This window comes from Methyloglobulus sp. (assembly GCF_046714055.1).
Classification (GTDB): Bacteria; Pseudomonadota; Gammaproteobacteria; order Methylococcales; family Methylomonadaceae; genus Methyloglobulus.
This window is the reverse complement of record NZ_JBKKBJ010000164.1, coordinates 1-24,116: the sequence shown is the minus strand read 5'-3', so window position 1 is coordinate 24,116 and position 24,116 is coordinate 1. Positions and strand designations below refer to the sequence as shown.

The 24,116-nt window shown below is 47.1% G+C and carries 24 protein-coding genes and 1 pseudogene; 12 read left to right on the top strand and 13 right to left on the bottom strand.

The window, feature by feature from the left end:
• The 4 genes from ACLQ6D_RS09760 to ACLQ6D_RS09745 all read right to left on the bottom strand — a co-directional run.
• Positions 1-275, bottom strand: a 275-nt coding sequence (locus ACLQ6D_RS09760) for a 1-deoxy-D-xylulose-5-phosphate synthase N-terminal domain-containing protein (RefSeq protein WP_411727094.1), incomplete at its 3' end; no start/stop codon positions are given.
• Between the two features lie 58 nt (positions 276-333).
• The gene (gene ispA / locus ACLQ6D_RS09755) at positions 334-1,230 is read right to left on the bottom strand and encodes a (2E,6E)-farnesyl diphosphate synthase (protein ID WP_411727093.1); all 897 of its coding nucleotides are present in this window, start codon (positions 1,228-1,230) and stop codon (positions 334-336) included.
• A complete protein-coding gene (locus ACLQ6D_RS09750; RefSeq protein WP_411727092.1) occupies positions 1,223-1,456 on the bottom strand; it encodes an exodeoxyribonuclease VII small subunit in 234 nt (77 codons plus the stop codon). The genes ispA and ACLQ6D_RS09750 overlap by 8 nt, the downstream gene beginning before the upstream one ends.
• Positions 1,457-1,595: 139 nt before the next feature.
• The gene (locus ACLQ6D_RS09745; protein ID WP_411727091.1) at positions 1,596-1,901 is read right to left on the bottom strand and encodes a GIY-YIG nuclease family protein; all 306 of its coding nucleotides are present in this window, start codon (positions 1,899-1,901) and stop codon (positions 1,596-1,598) included.
• Between the two features lie 566 nt (positions 1,902-2,467).
• On the opposite strand from ACLQ6D_RS09745, the gene ACLQ6D_RS09740 reads away from it, so the two are divergent.
• From ACLQ6D_RS09740 to mtgA, 3 genes are all read left to right on the top strand, one after another.
• Entirely contained in the window at positions 2,468-2,611 is a 144-nt protein-coding gene (locus ACLQ6D_RS09740; RefSeq protein ID WP_411727090.1) for a hypothetical protein, read from the top strand.
• Positions 2,612-2,801: 190 nt separating this feature from the next.
• A complete protein-coding gene (locus tag ACLQ6D_RS09735) occupies positions 2,802-3,260 on the top strand; it encodes a hypothetical protein (protein WP_411727089.1) in 459 nt (152 codons plus the stop codon).
• A 118-nt stretch (positions 3,261-3,378) separates the two neighbouring features.
• Positions 3,379-4,146, top strand: a complete 768-nt coding sequence (gene mtgA, locus ACLQ6D_RS09730; protein WP_411727088.1) for a monofunctional biosynthetic peptidoglycan transglycosylase — start codon at positions 3,379-3,381, stop codon at positions 4,144-4,146.
• 33 nt (positions 4,147-4,179) lie between these two features.
• Here mtgA and ACLQ6D_RS09725 read toward each other — a convergent pair whose 3' ends face one another.
• Together ACLQ6D_RS09725 and ACLQ6D_RS09720 are read right to left on the bottom strand one after the other, a co-directional pair.
• Entirely contained in the window at positions 4,180-5,121 is a 942-nt protein-coding gene (locus ACLQ6D_RS09725) for a lysophospholipase (protein WP_411727087.1), read from the bottom strand.
• Between the two features lie 250 nt (positions 5,122-5,371).
• Positions 5,372-8,332: an EAL domain-containing protein gene (locus tag ACLQ6D_RS09720; RefSeq protein WP_411727086.1), complete on the bottom strand. Its 2,961-nt coding sequence runs from the start codon at positions 8,330-8,332 to the stop codon at positions 5,372-5,374.
• Between the two features lie 404 nt (positions 8,333-8,736).
• Here ACLQ6D_RS09720 and ACLQ6D_RS09715 point away from each other — a divergent pair, with 404 nt between their 5' ends.
• Positions 8,737-9,510 (top strand): pentapeptide repeat-containing protein, encoded by a 774-nt coding sequence (locus ACLQ6D_RS09715; protein WP_411727085.1) that lies wholly within the window; start codon positions 8,737-8,739, stop codon positions 9,508-9,510.
• Positions 9,511-9,562: 52 nt separating this feature from the next.
• On the opposite strand, the gene ACLQ6D_RS09710 is transcribed toward ACLQ6D_RS09715, so the two are convergent.
• The 4 genes from ACLQ6D_RS09710 to ACLQ6D_RS09695 form a co-directional block, all read right to left on the bottom strand.
• Complete coding sequence (locus ACLQ6D_RS09710) at positions 9,563-11,215, bottom strand: OFA family MFS transporter (protein WP_411727084.1); 1,653 nt, start codon at positions 11,213-11,215, stop codon at positions 9,563-9,565.
• A gap of 85 nt (positions 11,216-11,300) precedes the next feature.
• Complete coding sequence (locus ACLQ6D_RS09705) at positions 11,301-11,903, bottom strand: DUF4124 domain-containing protein (RefSeq protein ID WP_411727083.1); 603 nt, start codon at positions 11,901-11,903, stop codon at positions 11,301-11,303.
• A 49-nt stretch (positions 11,904-11,952) separates the two neighbouring features.
• Positions 11,953-13,053, bottom strand: a complete 1,101-nt coding sequence (locus tag ACLQ6D_RS09700) for a hypothetical protein (RefSeq protein WP_411727082.1) — start codon at positions 13,051-13,053, stop codon at positions 11,953-11,955.
• Positions 13,054-13,104: 51 nt separating this feature from the next.
• The gene (locus tag ACLQ6D_RS09695) at positions 13,105-14,952 is read right to left on the bottom strand and encodes an LTA synthase family protein (RefSeq protein WP_411727081.1); all 1,848 of its coding nucleotides are present in this window, start codon (positions 14,950-14,952) and stop codon (positions 13,105-13,107) included.
• Positions 14,953-15,236: 284 nt separating this feature from the next.
• Here ACLQ6D_RS09695 and ACLQ6D_RS09690 point away from each other — a divergent pair, with 284 nt between their 5' ends.
• The 3 genes from ACLQ6D_RS09690 (at position 15,237) to ACLQ6D_RS09680 (ending at position 16,006) form a co-directional block, all read left to right on the top strand.
• Complete coding sequence (locus tag ACLQ6D_RS09690; RefSeq protein ID WP_411727080.1) at positions 15,237-15,386, top strand: hypothetical protein; 150 nt, start codon at positions 15,237-15,239, stop codon at positions 15,384-15,386.
• Between the two features lie 66 nt (positions 15,387-15,452).
• The gene (locus tag ACLQ6D_RS09685; protein WP_411727079.1) at positions 15,453-15,659 is read left to right on the top strand and encodes a hypothetical protein; all 207 of its coding nucleotides are present in this window, start codon (positions 15,453-15,455) and stop codon (positions 15,657-15,659) included.
• Between the two features lie 8 nt (positions 15,660-15,667).
• Positions 15,668-16,006 (top strand): hypothetical protein, encoded by a 339-nt coding sequence (locus tag ACLQ6D_RS09680; RefSeq protein ID WP_411727078.1) that lies wholly within the window; start codon positions 15,668-15,670, stop codon positions 16,004-16,006.
• Between the two features lie 8 nt (positions 16,007-16,014).
• Here ACLQ6D_RS09680 and ACLQ6D_RS09675 read toward each other — a convergent pair whose 3' ends face one another.
• Positions 16,015-16,392 (bottom strand): hypothetical protein, encoded by a 378-nt coding sequence (locus tag ACLQ6D_RS09675; RefSeq protein WP_411727077.1) that lies wholly within the window; start codon positions 16,390-16,392, stop codon positions 16,015-16,017.
• A gap of 190 nt (positions 16,393-16,582) precedes the next feature.
• On the opposite strand from ACLQ6D_RS09675, the gene ACLQ6D_RS09670 reads away from it, so the two are divergent.
• The gene (locus ACLQ6D_RS09670) at positions 16,583-17,047 is read left to right on the top strand and encodes a hypothetical protein (protein ID WP_411727076.1); all 465 of its coding nucleotides are present in this window, start codon (positions 16,583-16,585) and stop codon (positions 17,045-17,047) included.
• A gap of 92 nt (positions 17,048-17,139) precedes the next feature.
• On the opposite strand, the gene ACLQ6D_RS09665 is transcribed toward ACLQ6D_RS09670, so the two are convergent.
• On the bottom strand, positions 17,140-18,474 hold the full coding sequence (locus ACLQ6D_RS09665; protein ID WP_411727075.1) for a sigma-54-dependent transcriptional regulator: 1,335 nt from the start codon (positions 18,472-18,474) through the stop codon (positions 17,140-17,142).
• Positions 18,471-20,099, bottom strand: coding sequence for a sensor histidine kinase (locus ACLQ6D_RS09660; protein ID WP_411727074.1), 1,629 nt, complete (start codon positions 20,097-20,099; stop codon positions 18,471-18,473). Before ACLQ6D_RS09660 ends, ACLQ6D_RS09665 begins: the two co-directional genes overlap by 4 nt.
• A 128-nt stretch (positions 20,100-20,227) precedes the next feature.
• Between ACLQ6D_RS09660 and sucC the strand changes: the two genes are divergently transcribed.
• The 4 genes and pseudogenes from sucC to ACLQ6D_RS09640 all read left to right on the top strand — a co-directional run.
• A complete protein-coding gene (gene sucC, locus ACLQ6D_RS09655; RefSeq protein ID WP_411727073.1) occupies positions 20,228-21,394 on the top strand; it encodes an ADP-forming succinate--CoA ligase subunit beta in 1,167 nt (388 codons plus the stop codon).
• Positions 21,391-22,260, top strand: a complete 870-nt coding sequence (sucD, locus tag ACLQ6D_RS09650) for a succinate--CoA ligase subunit alpha (RefSeq protein ID WP_411727072.1) — start codon at positions 21,391-21,393, stop codon at positions 22,258-22,260. Before sucC ends, sucD begins: the two co-directional genes overlap by 4 nt.
• A gap of 2 nt (positions 22,261-22,262) precedes the next feature.
• Entirely contained in the window at positions 22,263-23,918 is a 1,656-nt protein-coding gene (locus tag ACLQ6D_RS09645) for an NAD+ synthase (RefSeq protein WP_411727071.1), read from the top strand.
• A 76-nt stretch (positions 23,919-23,994) separates the two neighbouring features.
• Positions 23,995-24,116: pseudogene (locus ACLQ6D_RS09640) on the top strand (IS5/IS1182 family transposase); the annotation flags it as partial.

Genomic DNA, 24,116 nt, shown 5'->3' with positions numbered 1-24,116 from the left:
CCCAACCCCGCCGAGAAATGCCCCCCGGAGATGCTCACCGATTGGGTCAGGAATTCCCGCAGTTCCTTCGCCAAGGCCCTTAACTGCCCCTTCCTTAGCTTCCTGACATCCGTGGGGTAGGCGATGGAGGCCAGTAGGGGATATTCTCCTTTGACGCCCATTTTTGAGTCGATTCCTTGCGGTTGAATAATCTTAAGCGTTGGCACCTGGATTTCAGCAATCACTTCGGTGGACAAAGCAGTATCCGTTTTTCTACGTCTAGGTGATTGTTTCATATTGTCTTTCTCAAAGAAGTTAATAACTCAATAACCAACATCGACATGAACACAAACATCAATGATCGCGTTGAATAATATAAAGTGACAAATCACGCAACAAATCAGCTTCGGCACCAAACACGTCTAAACTGTCGACGGCTTTTTCATGTAATTCTTGCGCTTTTTGCTTGGCTCCTGCCATTCCCAATAGTGCTGGATAAGTCGGTTTGGCGTTTTCTTTATCTTTTCCTTGGGTTTTACCTAAAGTCGCTGTGTCGCTTTCTTCGTCAAGAATGTCATCTTTGACCTGAAAAGACAGGCCTATACATTTCGCGTAATGGTCTAGCTTCGTCGCGATGGTCGGGTCGATATCCGCTTTTGCCAACGTTCCCATGGTAACGCTTGCCCGAATCAAGGCACCCGTTTTATGGATATGCATATTTTCCAGCTCGGGCAGATTCAACTGCGTCCCTACAGATTCGAGATCAATGGCTTGCCCCCCTACCATACCCTGAGATCCGCTGGCTTTCGCTAAAGTGGTTATCATTTTCAAACGATTTTCCGCAGAGGCCGAGATACTCGGGTCGTTTGCCAAGACTTCAAAAGCCAATGCCTGTAAGGCATCGCCTGCCAAAATGGCAGTCTCCTCATCAAATGCTATATGACAGGTCGGCTTGCCTCGCCTGAGATCATCATCATCCATCGCCGGAAGGTCGTCGTGTATCAATGAGTAAACATGGATGAATTCAGCGGCACAGGCGACCCCATCGACGGCTTCCGGACTAATGCCCAGAGTCTTGGCTGTACAGTACGTCAGCATGGGGCGCATCCTTTTCCCGCCATCCAATACGCAATAACGCATTGCACTATGCAATTTTTGTGGCAGTAGTTTTTCGCCCGGAAGTCTCAATTCCAAGGCTTTCTCTACACGATGCTGACAAAACTCAAGATAATCTTTTAGGACATTATTCATCAGGAAAAGGCTCCAGAACCTGGCCACCGTTTTTATCGATCAAAATCCGAACCTTTTGCTCTGCCTCCAGCAGGGCTTTTTGACAAGTTCGGGTAAGATTTACCCCATGCTCAAAAGATTGTAAGGTCTCTTCCAAAGACAGGTCGCCACGTTCAAGCCGGTTAACCAGACGTTCCAGTTCTGCAAGCGCGTCTTCAAACGAAGTCGAAGTTTTCTTTTTCGGCATGTTGGTATTATACAATAAAGCGACATATTGTTAATTTTCTACAACATTATATATGATGTTGCTTTTAAGTGAACAAGAAAAGCTCGATTATTGAAGATAAAATAGATGCCAAACTGGGCTATCGTATTTGTGGATCCCCCTATACTTCAGAAAAATAGCTTTTGATTTTGTTTACATCTGATGAAATCAGCAATAATTTTTCCGCGTGCTTGAGATGTTTAATTGCAAATTCCCGTTTGCTCGCTGAACTACGGCTGTGTCCATCTTCGGCATACACCACTTTTACTGGCTGTCGTCCACGGAAATATTTCGCTCCTTGTGAGTCACAATGCTGCCTGAGTCGTCGTGAAAGATTGTTTGTTATACCGGTATACAGGGAATTATCGCTGCACAGAATTATGTAGACAGTCCAATTCACAGAAGTTGATCTTAAAGCTTGTTTCATAACATCCGGCTGCAGACCGCTAAATCCAACACATGACTCAGATATTTTCTTCGGCTAACTACCCAAACTACGAATCGTTTACTAGATAACCCTGAGGATAAGACTGGATAATGTGAAGTCATGAAAAAATTGGACGCGCCATTTTAGATGGGTAGCATAAAGTGGTTTTGTTCTGGCCGGGCTACGATTCGCTTTCTATTCGTGGCACATTAAGCGTAGGCACTTTCAACCTATTTGAAACCTGCCAGAATTAAGTCAGGTGATAGTTATAAAACTTCTTCATCTAAGTGACAGCCCGTTTTTACCCAATGATGCAATTATTAGTATGATATTTACAACTTTGCTGGTTCACCGACAACCCTCTTCAACTTCATTGGAATAGATCAGTCACCTGGAAATGTGTTGCTTTTTATCTGATATCAGGGATTATAGTAGAGGCGAACTTCAGTGACCCCACCGATGCTACGCTCGTAGTGGGGATAAGGGCAATTGTTGCTTGTGCGCTCATTACAAGCCTGCTATTTTTCACTAAGTGTGTGACGTTATTCAGCCAATTATTGACAGCCATGTTTGTATGTGAAAACTTTATTGCCACCTTGGGAATAGGCACAGAGATATTGGATGTCTTTTTGCAACGAACAGAATATGAAGAGATTCCGATTTATCTGGGTATTGCATTAATCATCTGGCAGTTGGCAGCTACATTTTAAGAAGGATGTCCATGTACAGCAAGAGCGCTAGTTTCGGACTGGCATACAGTTATTTTTGTTTGACGTATGCGGCCCATTTCTGGTCATGGAAATTCTTTAAACAGACATGACTATTAGAGTGGAAGGGCGATAATGCAAGTATTTTGCATTATCGAAATTATAAGAAACTAAACTATAGGTAATTATAAAAATGTGCAAATTATTGTTAAGTGTGTGTTTGATTTTTCTGACCATTTCTGCAAATGCTGAAGTTGTTGGAAAAGAAGGCATTCCGTCTGCAATCATCGACCAAATTTACAAAAAACACCCAAACGCGTTGGATTTTACGGCCGAGAAAAAAACTCATTTTTCTCAAGAGTTGTTAAAAATTTATTATAAAGAAGGTGAAGAGAAATTCGTTGATTACTATAGGCCCGATGGTCATTTCTATGTTTCCGGGCTCATCATCGCCGCTGACGATATGATGTTCACCGACAGCAAAGACAAGTTGAAGGCAGCTTTTAACGACTATCACGTAAAACAAGCCGTTTTAGTCGTTAACCCTAACGGTGCCGGTGAAGAGTTTGACGTAGTGCTTGAAACTGCTGGCAAGGCCTGGAATGTCCTGATTGACAAGAAAGGCAATGTGGAAAAGGCCGAAATCGATTAAGTGCTACGTTTAGAATTACATGAGGTGTCGCTTCCTATCGCAACCACCCAATTTCGGGTGTGTTTCAGATAATGGTAGCGACAACCGCCACCTCGGCTAAACCCTATTATTCAACTTAATGAAGGCCGTACAAATAGTAAGGGGAGTTTACCACGTTTTGGCGATAAAACCCCGGCTATCCAACAGCAAAACCAAACGTTTATTTTTTGCCAAATTGCAAAAAGGCTTAGGGTTTTTGCTGGTTTTTTTCCTGTTTTTTTCTGTTGGGTCATGTGCTCTCCTGCGCTGGCTACCGCCGCCTACATCAGCGTTCATGGTGTACCGGCATTATGAAGATATTGTCGACGACGGCTCATTCAAAGCCATTCGCTACCGTTGGGTAAACGCAAAAAATATTTCGCCACATGCGGCTTCTGCCGTTATGGCCGCAGAGGATCAGCATTTTTTTCAGCATTCCGGCTTCGATTTAGATTCCATACAATCATCTATCGATATCTATATGGATGGCGGTAAACTAAGGGGAGCCAGCACCCTATCCCAACAGGTCGCCAAGAATTTATTCTTAACGCCTGCGAAAAGTTTTTTGCGCAAAGGCATAGAAGCCTGGTTTACCTTATTGATCGAGTTATTGTGGAGTAAGGAACGAATCCTGGAAATCTATCTCAACATCGCCGAATTCGGCGACCATTTGTTTGGCATCGAAGCTGCAAGCCAACATTATTTTGGTATTCCTGCAAAAAACATCAATCGCTCCCAGGCCGCCCTGCTGGCAGCAACACTACCCAACCCAATCTTGCTAAAGGCCGCACATCCGTCAAGATTTCTTTTAAAAAGACAACGCTGGATACTCAGGCAAATGCTGAATCTGGATGCGCCGAAATTTTAGCCATCCAGAAAATACCCTATTCGTTTCGGCAAGTTAATATAGAAGCGGCTTTAACACTTCATTAGCCCTGCGGTCTGCGCCAGAGGGTAGTTTATCAGTGCCCAAATTGATCCAGGCCGCTATATCTTCCCAGGCAATGGGCGCTTGTAGGTCGCGCAATAACATGTGATAACCTTGCGGATAAAACGCGACGGTTTTTCTCTCCCTATCACTGCTGAGAAAGCGTTGCAAAAAATCATAGGTCGGCTTTTTGGGAATGATTTCATCATTCTCACCGTAGAGAATCAAGGTATTGGCACGTAATTGGTCAGCGCTGTCAAATGCGGCATCCATCAAATCAGTTAGCCCATAAATGGCCTCTATCCGGGTTTTCTTGATGATTAGAGGATCTCGCCCCAGTTCCCTGAGCATCTCGATATTATCGGACGCTTTCACACCCACGCCATCGCCAGACAACCTTAACCAAGGAAAACTATGGGCTAACACCCATAATAAACTCGTTTGATACCAGGGCATGGTTTGCCGTGCCCACAACGCAGGGGCAGCAAGAATGACTCCTTCGACTTCCGGTATACCGACTTGTCCTATAGCCGTTATGATGACGGCACCACCCATGCTTTCTCCAAGCACGTAAATTGGCTGGCGGGGGTAACGGTGTTTTACCAATCGGACTAAAATACGCAAATCATCGGTATAAGCCGGGATTCCGGCCCAAAGGCCGCGTTTAGGCGCCGCCCCGAAACCGCGCTGGTCATAAGCAAAACAAGCAATGCCTTGTGCACTGAAATACGTGCCCGGTCGGTCGAAGAAATGACTGTAGTCGTTAAACCCATGCAAAGCGATAATCACTGCTTTTGGCTCCGTTTTGGGTAGCCACTGACGTAGTGGTAGACTAGCCCCGTCCTTAGTGCGATAAAGGTTATCAGTGAGCTGGGCTGAGCTATTTTTTGAACCGGGCGGATAAATCATAGGCATACAAGCACTCAGGAAAGCAAGCAATAGCAAGGATAGCCTTTTAGACAGTGCTTTCATCGTTTCAAACAAATCATGAAGATTTAGCAAAAAATACCAGTTAGATTTGACATTTCCACGCTACCGTAGGGGCAATCCCTTGTGGTTGCCCGGTATTTGGGCAGGCACAAGGCCTGCCCCTACAAGGCATTGGTCAACAATCAGGGTAATACGCCTTATTCACAATAACCTGATTTGTCACAGATTTTCGCCATCATCTTTTTTGCTGAAGATACCAGGCAAAATCAGGCAAAGTCTCCATCAGTTCTTTGGCCTCTTTTGCCGGTAAAGGCCTGCTTAGCAAATGCCCCTGAATCATGTCACATCCGCTTATCTTGAGGAATTCCAGTTGTTGCTCTGTTTCGACCTCTTTGGCGATTACCGTCTTACCCAGTTCATGCAACATGGCGGTGCTGTAAGTGATAATTTCAGCATCGGCGGTATTATCAGGAAGGTCGCGGATAAAAGCAGGGTCAATCTCTATGATTTGGGCGGGTATCGTCTTTAACAGGGCCAGTAAAGAACTGTCTGAGCCAAAATTATCTATAGCCACAGTAAATCCTGCTGCCACTAATTGCTTAATGATTGGAATGACCAAATCCGGATTCTTGGCGATCTCGCTTTCCGGTATCGAAAACGCCAGCCACTCTGGTTTCGCGCCTGTTTCATTGATAATGGCAATGATTTTGTTAACCTCTACCGCTTGTTTGATTGCCAAATCGCCAAGGTTTATAGCCATCAGGCCTGGACGTATACCCTGTTTTTCCCAAACCATCGTTTGGAAACTGACCTGTTGGATAATCCAATAAGTCATGACATCAAGCAGCCCAATACCTTTTACCAAGTCCACAAAATCTTTCGGCAATATCAGGCCTAATTCAGGATGATGCCATCGTATCAAAGCCTCAAAGCCAGTGATATTATAATCTTCCAGATTATGTCTGCTTTGATAGCAAACGGTGAACTGACTGTGTCGATTCAGGGCATTGATGTTATGTGGACTTGAAGCCCGTAACGACAACGTACATTCGTCGAGGGCGAAAACCAGATCCTGTTGCAGATGTAAGCTATCTTCTTCTAATCTGCTGTCCATGGATAAGCTAGCTTTCGATTGCTGGGATTCACCAAAGGTAAACAAGGTTTGGGCTTCACTTATTAAAGATTGAGGCTCACTGTTTTTGCCTGGATAAACGGCGCTGCCCATATTCGCATCCAAGACAATTGACTGTCCTCCAACAAGATAAGGAACCTGTAAAATTTTTCTGATTTTTTCGACAATCCGGCCAACCGCATGGACACCCGTTTCAGGCAGTATCAAAGCGAATTTACCGGCTTCCAATTCAACCACTGTATCGGTATCGCGCAAGATTGCGCTTAGCCGTTTGCCTGATTCAATGAATACCTCATCTTTTAGCAAGTGCGCTACATTACCATCGAGAAACCTTAAACGATCCATTGCGAAGCAAATCATTCCGAACGGTTTGTGACTGTTGTTTGCCAATTGAATGGCCTGTTCCAGGTGTTCCTGCAATGCTTGCAGATGCTTGGGTTTGACCGGTACTTCCGGCTCCGACAACTTGACTAATAACTTTTCATAAAGCCTTTGTGCGGTAATATCGCGCATGACCCCGTCAATGCCAATGCAATGGCCTTGCCCGTCATAAACCGGAGAATCCATAACTGCCAACCAATGTATGTCCTGCCCTGTATCATATATTTCTATCTCATAAGGCTGGCTTGGCTGGCCTCGTATACAGGCTCCAATATGATCGTCCAGGCGGCGGTTTACAGGGTTATCGGTCAAATAATTCCGGTAATTTGCCATAAAATCGGCCTCAGAATAGCCCAACAAACTAGTGACAGACGGACTCACATAAATGAACCGACCATCACCATCATGTTGATAGTGAATGCTTCCATCATCCAGATATTCAGGGTGTTCTGGTATTGCCCTCAGGTTTTCGATGCCTATTTCGTCGGAATACTCCGTTTGTGCATCTAACTCTGGGCTTGGTTCTTCTTCAAATATTTCGACCGGAGGTTCTATCGTTAAATGCATGGCATCTTTATGCGTTGATTGCAAATTTCTGGCAGGCGTCATTATTTCATTTTTGGCCTTTATTTGCAGCCTTTGTTGTTTCCGGATAAGCGCTAACCCTAGTAAAAACAGCGCTAAGGCCATCAGGAGAACACTGACCAATTTACTGATTTCGACCGTATCTCTTGAAGGCTCAAGCACTGCTTTTGGGACACTGAACGCAGCGGGTTGTTGCTCAATCTCAACGACCAGTTTAGTAACCGGTTCGGTTGGGGGCTGCGTTTTTTGAGGAATGGCATCAGATGAGGACGGCACCCCAGCCTGCACTACCCACTTGGCGAAAATTTTCTGGACTTCCTTTTCAGTCAGGGAATCCAGGCCTTTCTGCAAAATTCCCACTAATATCGGCCAGTCTTTACGTACGGCGATGCTTTCATTAGCGCTGTTACGGTCATAAAAAGCTGCTATCTTGAGATTACCTAATTGATACTTGGCTTGCAGATAATTTGCCGAGCCCAAAAAAAGTATGGCTGCATCAACCTGTCCATTATCAACTTGCTTGAGACTGTCCAACATGCTGTCGGCTTTAATCCGTTTTGCAGAGGGAAATTCGTTACCGACTTGTTCCCCATACTGGTAACCCTTGACCACTACAACTTTTTTGTCGCCGAGGTCGTTACGGTTATTGATTGAGGTGTTGTCTTGTTTCGTGACTATGACCAAAGATTTTGTCAGGTACGGCTTAGTAAAACTAAACCAATCAGCCCGATCGGGGCGATTGACCATCGTGGCAATCATGTCCACTTTGCGTTTGGCTCCAGCTCGGTATAGGCTATTCCAATTGAAACTAGGATAGACCGTAAAATTAATGGCCAATCGTTGGCTTAAGGTAGCCATTATTTCAACGGCAATCCCGTCGATTTTGCCTTGGTCATTAACAAAGCTATAAGGTGGTAAGCCACCGTCATAAGCAATTCGAATGTTTTTATGCTTGGCTAACCACTTTTGTTCATCTGTCGTCAGCTGCAAAACTGTTGCGGACACATGATTCTGTGCAACGATAGTTTCCTCAAATTCATTTGCATGAACCACGGTCTGGGAAAAAATCACCACTAGAAATACAATCAGATAGGCCATTACTTTAGCAAAGGGTTGGGGAAAATGGGTTAACTTAAAATTGAACGAAACGGGCATTTTATGCCAGTTTTCGAGAAAGGAACCCTGTTTAATGGTTTGTTGTCCAAAAGTTTTATGTGAAAAAAACAATATTACGGTTCTGGCTGGTCGACCATGAAACCTTCCACTCGATAATGTTCCCATGTGCGGCCCACTTTTTGGATAAATTATGCCATACCGCCTATTCATAAAAAATTATTGTCCCTGATTGACAATTGCCTCTGAGTTGACGATAAAGGATAGCCCAGTATTTACTTTCTTTTATAAAAATGGCAAATGTCCAGGTTTTCTATTTTGTCGGCCCGCTGAGCACAAGCACCTCATGCAACAATACATACAACTTAAACATAAAGGTACATGCGGTTATGAAATTTCAATATTTTTTGGGTAGTTTAGCGTTATTGTGTTGTATTTCCAGTGTTGCGGCAGACCTTGACCGTGCTTCTGTAGAAATCCTGCTTGCCAACGCCACCGGCAGTAAGCCTGCCGATCTGCGCCGAAAAGATCTGGCCGATCTGGATTTGTCGCACCTCGACTTTACCCACGCTGATTTATGGGGTTCCGATTTACGCAGGGCAAACCTGAGCAAAAGTGACCTATCCGGCCTGAACCTGGATCTGACGGTCATGACAAAAATCAACCTGTCCGGCGCCAATCTGTCCAATACCAGCATTTTCGGCGTTCACATGGTTGGCGCTAATCTTAGCAAAGCTAACCTTAGCCACAGCCGGTTTATTGCCAACCTGGATCGTTCCAACCTTAATCATGCTAATCTTCGCGGGGCTAATTGGGGGGTCGATATGAAAAACCAGCCCATGGGCCTGATGCGGGTCAGTTTAAATAATGTCGATTTGTCCGGCGCAGATTTAGCGGATGCCAACCTTAACCGGGCTTTGCTGCGGCACGCCAACCTCACAGGCAGTGTGCTACACAATACCATCCTATTTGGTGCCGATCTCTCAGGAGCTGATTTTTCCAATGCGGATTTATCGGGCGCGGATTTATCGGGTTGTAACCTGACCGATGCCAATTTTACGGATAGTAACTTGGCAGGAACCCGCTTTTCAGGAGTCAAAGATAAATCTCTCCTCAAAGGATTGGGAACAAGCAAAAACTTGGACTCCGCTATTTTTGATTGACTCACGCCTGGTGGGCTTGTTCCTGTTTTACTGCCAGATCGAATCATTACCACTATGTCTCGCTTTCAGGAAAAAACTTGCCCACATTGAGCAAAGCCTTATAAATCCCCCAAACCAGCGGCAACAAAACAGCTATCCAGGCCAGTAACACCGTTATGAGGTGGGTAGGTTTTGCAATATTTGCATCGTTTCCCGCATTCCTGCTATTCATTATTTCATGCGCGAGGCGTTTTTCTTCCGCCAGATCGCTTTCGCTCATAAACCATTTAGCTGCCACGGGCCGTATTAACAGGTTACACACCAAACCAATCATCAGCATACCGGCTAAAATCATCATGGTTTGATTGTAAACCTGTTCACGCGGAATGCCCAGGGCGAGTTGGTATTCCCGCATGTAATTCACGATAACCGGGCCCAAAATCCCTGCCGTCGCCCAGGCCGTCAACAAACGTCCGTGAATCGCGCCTACCATCTGGGTGCCGAACAAATCGGCCAGATAAGCGGGTACGGTGGAAAATCCGCCGCCGTACATGCTCAAGATAATGCAGAATGCGCCTACGAAAAACATTTTATTGCCTGTATTGGCACTCTCTGGAATGCTGAGATACAACACACTGCCCAGCAAAAAAAACAGCATGTAGGTCATTTTACGACCCAATTTGTCTGACAAACTCGCCCAGAAAAACCGTCCGCCTATATTGAATAAACTCAACAAGGCCGTAAATCCGGCGGCAACAGCGGCTATCGCGGCTAACTCATCTTTATCCAAGTCTGCATAAGGCTTGGCTATGCCTACGAGCTGACCGCCAAAAACCTCTTGCAACATGGGAGATGACATGCCGATTATGCCGATACCGGCGCTTACATTCATGCACAACACGCCCCACAGCAACCAAAACTGCTTAATCTTAAACACATTTTTTACGTGTACGTGCTTTTGGGTAATCATTTTGCTGTTTTTACTGCTGTCAGAAGGTATCCAATTAGCCGGTTGCCAGTCGGTCGCAGGTACGCGATAACCCATCGCCCCAGCCATCATAAACACGAAATAGACTACCGCCATGACAATAAACGTGGGCATAACCCCAACATCCGTACCGGTAGCAAAATACTGGATCAATCCTGCCGCTAACGGAGAGCCTATCATGGCGCCGCCGCCAAAGCCCATGATAGCCATTCCGGTAGCCATGCCCCGGCGATCTGGAAACCATTTAATCAAGGTCGATACCGGCGAAATATAACCCAAGCCCAAACCAATGCCGCCAATCACGCCTGAGCCTAACAACATCATCCAGAATTGGTGGCAGTAAATGCCGACAGCAGAAAACAACATGCCGCCGCACCAGCAACAGGCGCTAACAACAGCCGCTTTACGCGGGCCGACATGTTCAAGCCAACTGCCCCACATAGCGGCAGATGTGCCCAGAAATACAAAAAACAGGGTATACATCCAACCTAGCGTCGAAATTTTCCAGTCGCAATGGGTAACGGTCAGTTCCTGCAAAAAACCTATTTCAAGACCGCACCCGATAGCTTCTTCAATACCTATGGCTTTTGATAACGGCAACCAGAACACGGAAAAACCATACGCCATACCGATGCACAGATGGATAGCCAAGGCGGCAGGAGGAACCAACCAGCGGTTGAAACCTGGCTCGGCGATGATGCGTTCTTTAGCCAAAAAACCTGGCTTTTCTCTTGTCATATTGATATTTGCTGGCGCTGTATACATCTATAGAAAATGGTAAGGTGGTAATAAGTTGAAGGTTGCTTTGATTTCACTCATCATTTTATCGATGATCTTCAAGCGATCCAAATCCCGGTTCATGCGGATGCGTATTCGGTTCATGGGGATGCGTAACCGGTTTATGGGGATGCGTAATCGGTTCATGCGGATGTGTAAAAGGTGACCCATGCAACGGTTCTGGTGTAGGCGGCGGTGACACGGGCGGTCCCCATTGTTTGTGAGGCAGATGGTAGCCATAATCCCAATAACGGTTAAAATAAGGAGCCACGTAAATGGGCCTATTAAGTTGCTGTTGCCGTCGCTGTTCCGCAATCGCCTGTTGCTCTTGTGCGATGACGCTACGCCTTTGCAACTCCAGGCTTTCTTGTTTTTCCAACTCTGCTTGCCGTTGTTTCTCCGCTTCTTTCTTTGCCGCATCACTAGCAGCCTGTTCTTCCTGCCAGGCTTTCAATCTTGCTTTGGCTGCCTCGGCTTCCTCGGAAGCCATTTTTTTTACTTTAATGACACCCTGGGGCGTTGCTTCGGATGTGCAAGGTGTGGGTTGATAGCTAATTTTTCCTGAAACCTGCTTGCACTTGAACACTTCGGCATTAGCGGCCAGAGAAAAGGCCACCAACAGTACAGAAATATGACTCATGTGTCTCATGATTGAATCCCCTTACATTATTTTGCATGGACAAAGAAAATAATTGCGATTATTTCGCCTCGGCCTGTTGCTTTCCAGCCATCAACATCCGCGCCAACCTTCGCAATCCATCCGATGAAACCTCCAGCCCGAACGGTGCGCCTAGGCTTTCAAGCTCATAAATCACATCGGTAGCGGCGATAAAAGTCATATAACGCAAGCCTTCAATTTCAGGCAATTCTTTTGCCAATGTACGTAATTGCGGTGCGAGTTTCTGCCAGGTTTGGGTAAAAAACACCCGTACGGGATCGCCACTATCTGGACTTTGTGACTTTAATCCGGCTTGAAAAGCACTCCGCGATTCCAATAAAATTTCCATCAAGGTATCGCGTAATTCTTGCGATTGCGTTTCGCTGGCGGCCTGATCAATGGCCTTGCTCAAAAACGCATCCCATTCTTGCCAAGCTGCCTGCCACTGTTTTTGTTCCGACGCCGTAAAAGGCGCTTCAGGTTTTGGACTCGCTTTTTTTAATGGCGCATCAAAAGCCAGTTTAACCTTCATACCCTCATCATTGGCATCGGCGCTGCTGAATTTTAGGGTGTCCAGTATTTTTTTGACTTCAGCCGCATTTTCTGGAGGTAAAAATTTAGTCAAGGTGCGTTCCATATCACCCCTAGATTCGTTCAAATCCACCTTGACTGCCGCCAATTTAGGTTCAGCGACACGCTTTATCAAATCTTGCAGTTTATCTATCGTTAACTGACGGCCTTGCCTATCATAAGCATTTGCTTTGGTAACTGGTAGGCTGAGGATCGATTGGTCTGCGCTTATCGTAGGTTGCTGAAAGGTTTCCAACGCCCCATCCCATGCTAAAACGGTGATACATTGTCCACCCAAGGCAGTCCCAAACTGTGCCTGAACGTCATTTAACAACTTGATTTGCCCACCTTCACCGGAAATCCTGGGGTTATACAGCTTTAGAAAACTGCATTTATGCTTGTCATGCCATACCTCTGCGGCCCCTCCCTCGCCCGTGAAAAGTTGGTTGACCACCGCTTTTTTAATCAGGCTGTAGTCTAATTGAATGGGTAGGCTGTAAGAATCAGCCACACCCGTTTTTGCAACCCCGGCAAGAAGGCTTACAACCATTGTCAAAAAGTACTTGTTCACGTGTTTGCCCCCATAGGTTTGATGCCTATAAAATTAAAAAGCGATGTCCGGTTAATCATCAGCCTGCTTCCCAGTCGTTTCGACAGTGGCATTTTCAGGCGACACGTTATCCACAACTTCATCAACCGGATGCTTAATCCGTGTAAATTGCTGCCCGATAAACAAATCATTGCTCACCGCTGTCACGTCGCTAAGCCAACGCGTAGACCTTTGACAAGCTTCTGAAAAAGGCGGTTCTTTACAGACATCAATCTTGCCGTCTTTCAACACATTGAAATGCAAGCCGGGCAAGGGCCGTACCCGCATATCCGGTAAGGGACGGGTGTAATCCAGGATGGTCGGCTCGTTAAAATTCAGCAGATCAAGCAACAGTTTCGGTAGCTGATAAAGCGGCAAACTGCCAACCTTCATCGGCCCTTTTTTGCCATCAATAATAATCATGGGCGTACTGACATAAAACTTGAACATCTCTGGCGTAAAATCGCTGCGGTTAGCTGCCAACACACCCGAATCAACATAACCGGCGAAATTCTCGCCCAGAAACGGCAAGTGATCGCCAAACACCACAATAATGCCATCAGGGTCGCGCTTACGCAGCTGATCAATAAAAGTCATTAACTCCCGCGATTTGTAATAGGTCGTATTGGCATAAGTGGCGACTTCTTCGACTTTAGATTTTGCCGTGATTTTGCTTGGCCGCGTTGCACCCAAGGGATAATTCCAGTGCCCAAAATAGGTCACGATATAATCCAGCATTGGTTCTTTCTTTTCCAGCGACGATGAAATTTTCTCCAACACTTGGCGGTAAAGCGTTGCATCTGCCATAAACTCCCGGTTCATGTCGTCCTGGACAAAATCTGCTATCGACCAATAAGTTTGAAAACCGATATTCCGGTAGGCGTTGACGCGGTTCCAGAACACCGGCACATTGGGGTGCGAGGCGATGGTACGGTAACCTTTATCGGCAAGGATGTGTGGAAGGCAAGGAACGGAATTCTTTAACTGCCGTTCAAATTTGACATTGTCTTTAGTGACCGGAAATCCGCATAACACTTCAAACTCCGAATTCGCCGTATAACCGCCAAATACCGGTGGCATGGCTATCGCATAACCAGTGCTTTTCCAGAGCTTGCGGAATTCTGGCGACAAAGGATTTTGGTTATATCCGGCTTTCTTTAACCGGTTTGGATCCCAGAATGATTCCAGCAAAACCAAATGGATATTACGCGGCGTAAAAGTTTTTTCAACCCCGGTTGGGTTATTATCGGGGAGCGCTTCCAATAAGCTGTTGGCAGACTCCTGGGCAACATCTATATCGGGCGGAAAATCAGATAAAGCAAAATAACGCGTACCCTCTTGCAAGGTATACAGGGTTGCACCGTGCCATACATAATTAGACCGCTGATCCCACACTGAATTGCCCGTGTACTTGTCAATCGGATTCAGGATCATGGCCGGTTTATAAACTACCGTAATGCCTAGCAACACGGCAACAAGCGTCGCAAGGTAAGCGCTCCAGTGCCGCATCGTAAAATTGAAGAGTACCAGGCTGGTAATAGCGGCCAAAGGAATCGCCGCCGCAAAAAAACGCCAGCCTTCCAAAATCAATAGCAGTGAACGCAAGGCAAACACATCGTCCGGCATGATAGGTCCGCCAAAAAAAGCGATTTTTATGGCATTCCCAACATACAAGAGCCCCATTAACATAGCTTGAATCACCAGAAAAACCGATGACCGCCTCGACAAGGCATAAAGAAGGTAAGCAACCAATAGCTGAAGCAAGAAATCTAAAGGCACAGCCTTAGCTTTTATTTGCACATCGAACTTCAACGTGCTGACCAAGTAAAATATAAAATAAAACAGCGCTGTAGAGACCAGCGGTATAAGTTTTGTGGGCATAGTTTTGGAAATGAAGGTCTTGGGTTTAAGGCTACACGAACTAAGATGAATGCTAAATGAACGGTCTTACATATTAGCATAATCCTTGCGCTCATCCGGTTATCGATCAAATACAATAAACGTTGGCTGACTCCCAATAATCTAGATTATTGGGATTATGTATAAACGACTCAGGCCACAGTCATAAAACGCCAAAATGAGCTTAGGAAAGCTAGTGTAATGTCCTCAACATATCTTTATCTTTGTCGATTGTAGCCAAAGATAGCCTCTGGCTTGGCTACCCAATGGTAAGGTTTAGGGGGTTGATCGAGATAGTCCTGAATCGCCGTTTTGGGGTCATAGACGCTGCGAAATACGCCGCGTCGGATGCGCTCCTCGGCAATGTCCCGGAAGAAGCGCTCGACCCGGTTCAGCGTTGCATCACCAATACATGAAGCCCGTCCACCACCTTACTCATGTTGCCCAACTGCGCCAAAGATTCCTCCAGCATACCGTCCACCATGAAGGTTCATTGGCAGCCTTTAGCTGGACAGCCCCACGGTTCGGCCCTTCAATATTCTCGTTTTGGTGTCAAAGCCAGGCGTACCAAGCGGCTCCCCGATGATCCAGGTAGGCACATTGAGACCGCTGTATTGGCCATGCATTTTTTGGGTGCACCCTTCAAGTTCATCGGTACTAACGTCGGCGAATATCTATTGCGCCGCTAATCCCCACAGTGCTCACAAGGAACGAGGCTGCTTCCTATGATTTCATCGGGTTCCTTGGCAGTTTTGGGTTGAACGGGATTCAGTTCCCGCCGATGCTTGAAGGGCTTAAAAAAGGCAAGTCCCGCCCGCCCCGGATACCGCCCCTGCCAACCGGGAAAGCCCAGGAAGTCCTGGCCTTGGCGCTCACCGGCAAACCGGTTGCCGCCGCTCAGTGGAATTGCCGGACGATGGCGCGGCAGGTCGGCATTTCCACTGGGCGGCAGCACCAACTGAAACCCCGTCAAGTGAAGGGTTTAAAGGTCTCGAACGGCCCGCCGTTCGCCGAAAAGCTGCGCGATGTGGTGTAAGCCTGTGCCTAGACCCGCAGGAGTTGGCCATCGTGTTTTCCGTCGACGAGAAAAGCCAAATCCAGGCATCGGGCTGCAGCCAGCCCAGACTGCCGATGAGGCCGGGGAACTGCGGGACGACGGCGCACGACCATAAGCGCCACGGTACCACGACCCTGTTTGCGGCACTCGATGTAAAGACTGCCACGGTCATTGGCCAGTTCCTCCTGCCCCGGCATCGCCACGACGGGTCCATCAAGTTCCTGAAGAAACTCGACCGGCAGACCGATAAACCCTTCACTGCAAGACAGGGGTTGAGTAGCGTATGATGAGGATGTTACACCAGTAGCATCACAACCGGTAACAAACAAAATAATAGATATATCTTGGTTGCCTGGATATCCCAAGCCAGTAATTAAGGTTTCATTCGCTGACAAGAAGCCAAATAAATGTAAATTCCCTGAAATTTGTTCCGAATTGGGTTTACCAAATTCGCCTGTATCTGTTATATTCCGACACGGCGATAGGGTTTGCTAGCGATATAAGTTTATAAGGGATAGCAAAATAAAAATTAATCTATAAAGATGGGGAATTGTTATGACAGAAGGGTTGTTTGTTTTAACTACACTATTTGTTGCTTATGTTATCTATGTCATTGTAAATGAAAAGAAGACAGGCGGCACTACTACGAAATCTGCAGTGGCAGCAACGCAATCTAAGCAACAGGCAGATGCAGTGGAAAAACCAAAAACCGCCGCAGTGAAAGCTAAACCTGCGGACACCAAGGCAGCGACCGTTAAGCCAGAGGCCGCTAAGAAAACCGCCGACGCACCCGTAGCGCCGGGAACCATCAAAGGCAGTGGTTTGAAAGATCCAAAAACAGGTGAGGTAGCGACTGCATACAGTAACTATCGTTTTACTAAACGCTGGATCAAAGACGCTCTGGTTGCTGAAAAGCTAGTGGAAAAAGTTTTTAAGAATGACGAACTGAATGCTGATGTTGAGGCAAAAATAAAAGCCGCAATTATTAAGCTGGAAGGCATGAAAAAATATCAGGCTTAGGTTTTGACCTGTCCGACAGGTTGACGGGCAGGAAAGAGTGGAGAAAGGCTATAGATCATCTGTCCGGTGCAGTTGTTTCTTTGGCCTTTTCCTTATTCCTCCATATTCAGCTTTTTCAACCGATAGCGAAACGACCTGAATGTAAGCCCCAATTGTTTCGCTGCTGCTGTCCTGTTCCATTTGTTTTCTTCAAGGGCGGTTGTAATCGCTTTACGTTCGATAGCCTCAAGATAATCATCCAAACTTTCCGTGGCGGGATCGTGATCGGGGTGTTCCGTATCGCGACTCGCAACTAAAGGTAAATTCAGGTCATCCACTTCAATAGCGTCGCCATCGTATAAGGCCAATGCCCTTTCCAGGATATTTTCCAGTTCCCGTACATTCCCAGGGAAGCGGTATCGTTGCAAGGCTGCTAAAGCTGATGCCGAAATGGCAGGTTTCTTGTCGCCAATTAACTTTGTCAATATGTGTTCTGTCAGTACGGGTACATCGTCCACCCGTTCCCTTAAAGGTGGCAAAACCAAGTCGATGACATTGATCCGGTAGTATAAATCCTGCCTGAACACACCCGCCTTTACCATATCGGCAAGGTTACGATGGGTGGCGCTGAGCAGTCGAATGTCAACCGGAATTTCCAGTTGCTCACCGACCGGACGGATTTTCTTTTCTTGGATAGCGCGAAGCAGCTTAACCTGCAAGGGCTGCGGTAAGTCGGCCACCTCATCAAGGAATAACGTACCGCCTTCGGCAGCCTGGAACAGTCCTTTCTTATCACTGACCGCTCCGGTAAAACTGCCTTTCTTATGTCCGAAAAACTCACTTTCCATCAACTCATGGGGAATTGCGCCACAGTTAATCGCAACGAACGGTTTGTCACTTCTTGCACTTTGCTGATGAATCAAACGTGCCACCAATTCCTTTCCCGACCCTGATTCCCCGCTGATATAAACAGGAGCCTGACTACGCGCCAACTTGTCTATTCTTGAACGAATATCGCGCATGACCGAAGAATCGCCCAACAAGATACCCCGGGTTCGCCGTTCTTTAGGCGCATCGGGATCAGAAAATTTTAATGCGCTGCTGACGAGTTGCCTCAGCCCAGCCAAATCGATGGGTTTGGAGACAAAATCAAAAGCGCCCTTTTTCATCGCTTGAATCGCCGTATCCATGCTCCCATGTGCAGTGATAACGGCGACCGGCATAGGCTTAGGCATCTTCTGAATGTAATCAACCAGATCTAAACCATTACCATCAGGTAACCTCATATCGGTCAGGCACAAATCAAAAAGCTGTTGTTGCAATACTACTTTCGCACGCCCAATATTCTCGACAGAAAAGGCTTGAATCTCCATCCTGTCCAGAGTCAACTCCAAGAGTTCGCGGATATCCGGTTCGTCATCGACAATCAAGGCCAGTGGTTTTTTCATAGTTCAATGGTGGTAAGGTTTGCATCCCGTAGGCATAGCCTAAAGCAACTTCGATGTTCGTCCGTTAAATGATAGCTCAATTTTGCCTGGTTTAATTCCGCTAATCCTTGTGATATATAAAGGCCTAGACCTGTGCCACTGGCCGATGTCGTAAAAAACGGCTCGAAGAGCTGCTTGAGGTGTTCTGGACTAATCCCGGAACCGTTATCTATCACCTCTATACAAGGCCCATGCCTGCTGTTTTGCGCTCGTATCAGTATCGCCCCTCGTTCAGGATGGCCATATCTCATGGCATTTTGGCATAAATTGTCCATAACCTGCTTTAAATGCCCAGGGTCGATAAATCCCCACATTGGCATATTGCCCAACGAGAGCTTGAAGGTATCCGTCGCAGCGGGGTATTCAATATAAAAATTATCCAGATAATCACTCAACCAGCGAGCTAAATCTGTTTTTTCGCGTGCGGAATCCGTCCTTTTAGATAGATTCAAGATATCCTCGATGATTTGGTTGACCCTGCTGGAATTGGTTTGGATGATCTTGGTCAAGCGCATATCCTGGCCTGTTAACTGGGCGTTTTCCGAAAGCAATTGTCCGGCATGACTGATAGCGCCCAAGGGATTGCGTATTTCATGTGCAATACTGGCGGTCAGCCTGCCCAGGGAAGCCAGTTTGCTTTTCTGCAAGCGTTGATTGTATAAAGCAATATCTTCCAGAATAATCATGAAAAAAACTTGTTGGTGAGCCGGTAACGTCATAAAACGGCTTTGGATTTCCGTTTCACCTGATAGCTGTAACATTGCCATATTTTGTTCCGGTGTGCGTAACCAATCTAGAAATGTTTGCGATAACTGTTCGGAAATCTCGACAAGCTTCTCCGGCATATCGGCTACATTCGCCAACAGCAATGCAGCCTGGTTAGCCATATGGATAACCTGATGCTCATCAGTGATGATAATACCCGATTGTAAATGCTGAATGATGTATTGGTTAAGTTCTTCCAGTTGAATGATGGTGTGTCGCTGTTGGTCGGCAAGCTTTAACATCTGTTCAGAGCGCCTTGCCAGAACCATAGACAACAACGCGATAGCGAAATAGGAAGCACCCAGCATACCGGCATAAGTGTAATTGGCTTCAGCAAATAAAAGATTCTGGGCGGCATAAATCTCCGTCGACAGTATCGCTAAACTGGCAGTGGCTGCAAAAACCAATGCACAACGGCCACCAATCAATAATCCACCTGCTGCCATCGAAACAGCGATCAGGATACCCACACCGCTCTTAACACCGCCCGAAGCATACATCAGCAAGGTGAGCATAAAGATGTCGGAAAAAATCAGTAGCTGCGCCAACAGGCTGTAACCCAGAACCCGCCAGAAGATGCAAATGCCGAGAATGACGGTCAATAATAGGTAGCCCAGACTGGTGTACTTATACAAATGGCCGTCAACCGAACCCGCTGACAAAGGCTCAAAACGAAAATACAAAAGCAAGGCAATCGAACAGGCGAGGACAAAGCGATAAATATAAAAAATTTTAAGCAATTGCCAAGCCTGTCCGGTGGACATGCCATAGCCTTTGGAAAAAGGGCAAGGGTAAATAATCTTTGGGGTATTGATGGGCATCGTGTTATTAAGAATTACATTTTTCAGGGACTTAGCCAGAATTGTCGGTTATCATAACTATAGCTGAAACTTGTGCAATCACACAGGGTACAAATCGTACCGCTATTATCAGAAAACAGGAGCGATCAATGAACATCCATGAATACCAGGCCAAACAGCTATTCCTGAAATACGGGATACCTGTTCCTGATGGCAGGCAAACCGCTACATCCGAAAATGCAGTGGAAATTACCAACAGGCTGGGCGGTGAAAGTTGGGTGGTTAAAGCGCAAGTTCATGCAGGTGGACGGGGTAAAGCGGGCGGCGTTAAACTGACAAAAATCAGCGCTGAGGTTACTGACATCTGCAAATCAATGTTAGGTGGCCGATTAGTCACCCAGCAGACTGATGCGGCGGGTCTGCCGGTCAATGAAGTCCTGATAGAAAGGACCTACCCTATCGAACGTGAGCTATACCTGAGCCTACTGGTGGATCGAAGCAGTGAACGGATGATTTTTATCGCTTCGGCAGCGGGTGGGATGGATATTGAAGCGGTTGCCCACGACTCTCCAGAGCAAATACAGTCGGTAATAATCAACCCTGTAACTGGCTTGCAAGCCTACCAATGCCGTGCTATTGCTTATTCACTAGGACTGAAAGGCCAACAACACAAAGCTTTGGAAAAGATCATGCGGGGGATGTACGGCTTATTCATAGCAAAAGATGCCAGCCAGATCGAAATTAACCCGTTGATCGTAACCAGCAGCGGCGAATTAATGGCGTTGGATGCCAAAATCAACTTCGATGACAACGCTTTGGCGCTGCATCCCGACATTCTGGCGCTAAAAGACCCCGAACAAGAAGATAAACGGGAAAATATAGCCCAGCAATTCGGGCTGAACTACATTACCCTGGAAGGCAATATCGGCTGCATGGTGAACGGTGCAGGCTTGGCGATGGCGACTATGGATCTGGTCAAGCTTAAAGGTGGCAGACCTGCCAACTTTCTCGATGTCGGCGGTGGTACCAGTATTGAGAAAGTATCCGAAGCATTCAAGCTGATTCTTTCCGATAGCAACGTAAAAGCCGTATTGGTGAATATTTTTGGCGGTATCGTCAAATGCGACGTGATTGCCCAAGGGATATTGGCCGCGGTGAAAGAAGTCCATGTCACCCTGCCCGTCGTTGTCCGCCTGGAAGGAACCAATGTCGAGGCAGGCAGGGAGCTATTGAGCAATACTGGGCTTAATCTCTATGCAGCGGACGATTTAGCCCATGCCGCCGAACAAGTTGTCTCCTTAGCGGGGGTAGCATGAGCATTCTGGTCAACAAAGACACCAAAGTCATCTGCCAGGGTTTTACTGGCAAACAAGGCACATTCCACTCCCAAGGAGCGCTGGAATACGGCACACAACTGGTCGGCGGCGTCACTCCAGAACGTGGCGGCGAACAGCACTTGGGTTTGCCGGTATTCAATACCGTCCACGATGCGGTAACCGCGACTGGCGCAACCGCCAGCATGATTTACGTGCCGCCTTTTTATGCGGCGGATGCCATCCTGGAAGCTGTCGATGCGGGCATAAAACTTGTCGTCTGTATCACCGAAGGCATTCCGATCTTGCAAATGCTAAGAGTAAAAGCTGCGATAACAGGTTCGGATGCCTTATTAATCGGCCCTAACTGCCCTGGCATCATTACCCCAGGCGAATGTAAAATCGGTATCATGCCGGGGAAAATCCATCTACCGGGTTCTATCGGTATCGTCTCACGTTCGGGCACATTAACGTATGAATCCGTCCAACAGACCACCCGCGAAGGTTTAGGGCAAAGCACCTGCGTCGGTATCGGCGGAGACCCTATTCGCGGTATGAACTTTATTGATGTACTGAGTCGTTTTCAGGCCGACGGGCAAACCAAAGGCATCGTCATGGTCGGTGAAATCGGCGGCAGTGATGAAGAAGCGGCTGCCGAATACATCAAGCACAATGTCAGCAAACCTGTCGTAGCCTATATCGCTGGGCAAACCGCTCCACCCGGCAAACGGATGGGCCATGCCGGGGCGATTGTTACAGGCGGCAAAGGCACCGCCGCTGGAAAGGTTTCTGCGCTTAAAGCGGCGGGGGTTGAAGTGGTGAATTCGCCAACCGATATTGGCGTAGCAATCAAAGAGTGTTGTAAATAAACATGGCAGTCAATAAGGAATTTACGACACTCAAAATAGCCCTAGCCCAAATCAATTTCCTGGTCGGCAACATAGCCGCCAATGTTGATAACATCATCAAGGCGGCAAGCGCTGCCCGTGACGGGTTAGGCGCGGATATGATCGTTTTTCCTGAGCTTATCGTGACCGGATATCCCGCTGAAGACCTGTTGTTCCGTGCAGACTTTATCGAAGAAGCGAATAACGCCATCCATCACATCGCCGAAAGCGTCAATGGTATTGCCTTGGTGGTGGGTTTTCCTGAACTGGCCGATGGCAAGCTCTACAACAGTGCAGTGGTACTGCATCAAGGTATTACGCTGGCATGTTACCGCAAGCAAGCGCTGCCCAATTATGGCGTGTTTGATGAGCGACGCTATTTTACCGCTGGCAATCAAGCCTGTGTCTTTGAATTTAACGGCACATTTATAGGGCTGACTATCTGTGAAGATGTCTGGCAAAAGGGCATTATTGATGCGAACAAACAGGCAGGAGCGGAGCTTTTGCTGACCTTGAATGCGTCGCCGTTCAATTTAGGAAAAATTCACCAACGCGAAGCGGTCATCTGCTCCCAAGTCAAAGCGGCGCAAATCCCTTTGGTCTATGTCAACCAAGTTGGCGGACAAGATGAATTGATATTTGATGGCGCATCATTTGTCGCAAACCACCAGGGCGAAATCATCTACCGCGCCGAAGAGTTTAAGGAACACATAGGCTTAGTCGAATTTATCGACAACAAGCCCGTACAAGGCGAGTGCGTACCCTTGTACGATAACATCACCAGCGCTTATCACGCCTTAGTGCTGGGTATTAAAGATTATGTACGGAAGAACGGCTTTGGTGGTGCAATCCTAGGCTTGTCTGGCGGCATTGACTCCGCGCTGGTATTGGCTCTCGCTGTCGATGCTTTGGGAAGTGATAAAGTAGAAGCCGTTTTGATGCCCTCCCGCTATACCCAAAACATGAGCAACGAAGATGCCGCATTGGAAGCTGAAATCTTGGGCGTGAAATACCGCACAATCCCAATAGAACCCGCCATCAATGCGTTTACAGGCATGTTGGACGGGGTTTTTGCAGGCACGAAGAAAGACACTACCGAAGAGAACATCCAGGCGCGTTGCCGTGGGGTGATCTTGATGGCGATGTCGAACAAACAAGGTAAATTGCTGCTGACTACGGGCAACAAAAGCGAGATGAGCGTCGGCTATGCCACGCTTTACGGCGACATGGCGGGGGGCTTCGCACCGATAAAAGATGTCCCCAAGATGCTGGTTTACCAACTGGCGCGTTATAGGAATTCGTTATCGCCCGTCATACCTGAACGCGTCCTTACCCGTCAGCCATCGGCTGAACTCGCGCCCGACCAGGTCGATGAAGATTCCTTGCCGCCATACGAACTTTTGGATTCCATATTGGAGCGTTATGTAGAACGGGATCAATCCGCTGATGAGATCGTTGCCGCCGGTTTCAGCCGCGAACACGTCGCCAGGGCGATCAGCCTTGTCGATAAGAACGAATATAAGCGCAGGCAGTCGCCGCCCGGCATTCGGATCACCTCAAGAGCTTTTGGCAGGGATCGTCGTTATCCCATTACGTCCGGGTATAGAGGGATAAAAGATATTCCCTGCGGCGCAAGGTAACATACCCATAAGCGCTAAGAACCTGTTCAAGATTTAATATTAAGGGTATCCTATAAGATTTTGATAGGTAAGTAGAATGGGCTATCCAAGCGACATAAGCCGGGAACAGTTTGGGCAGGTCAGGGAGGTATTGGAGTCGGCACGGAAGAAAACCAAGCCGAGGGAAGTCGATCTTTATGAAGTGTCTGTGGGCCACTG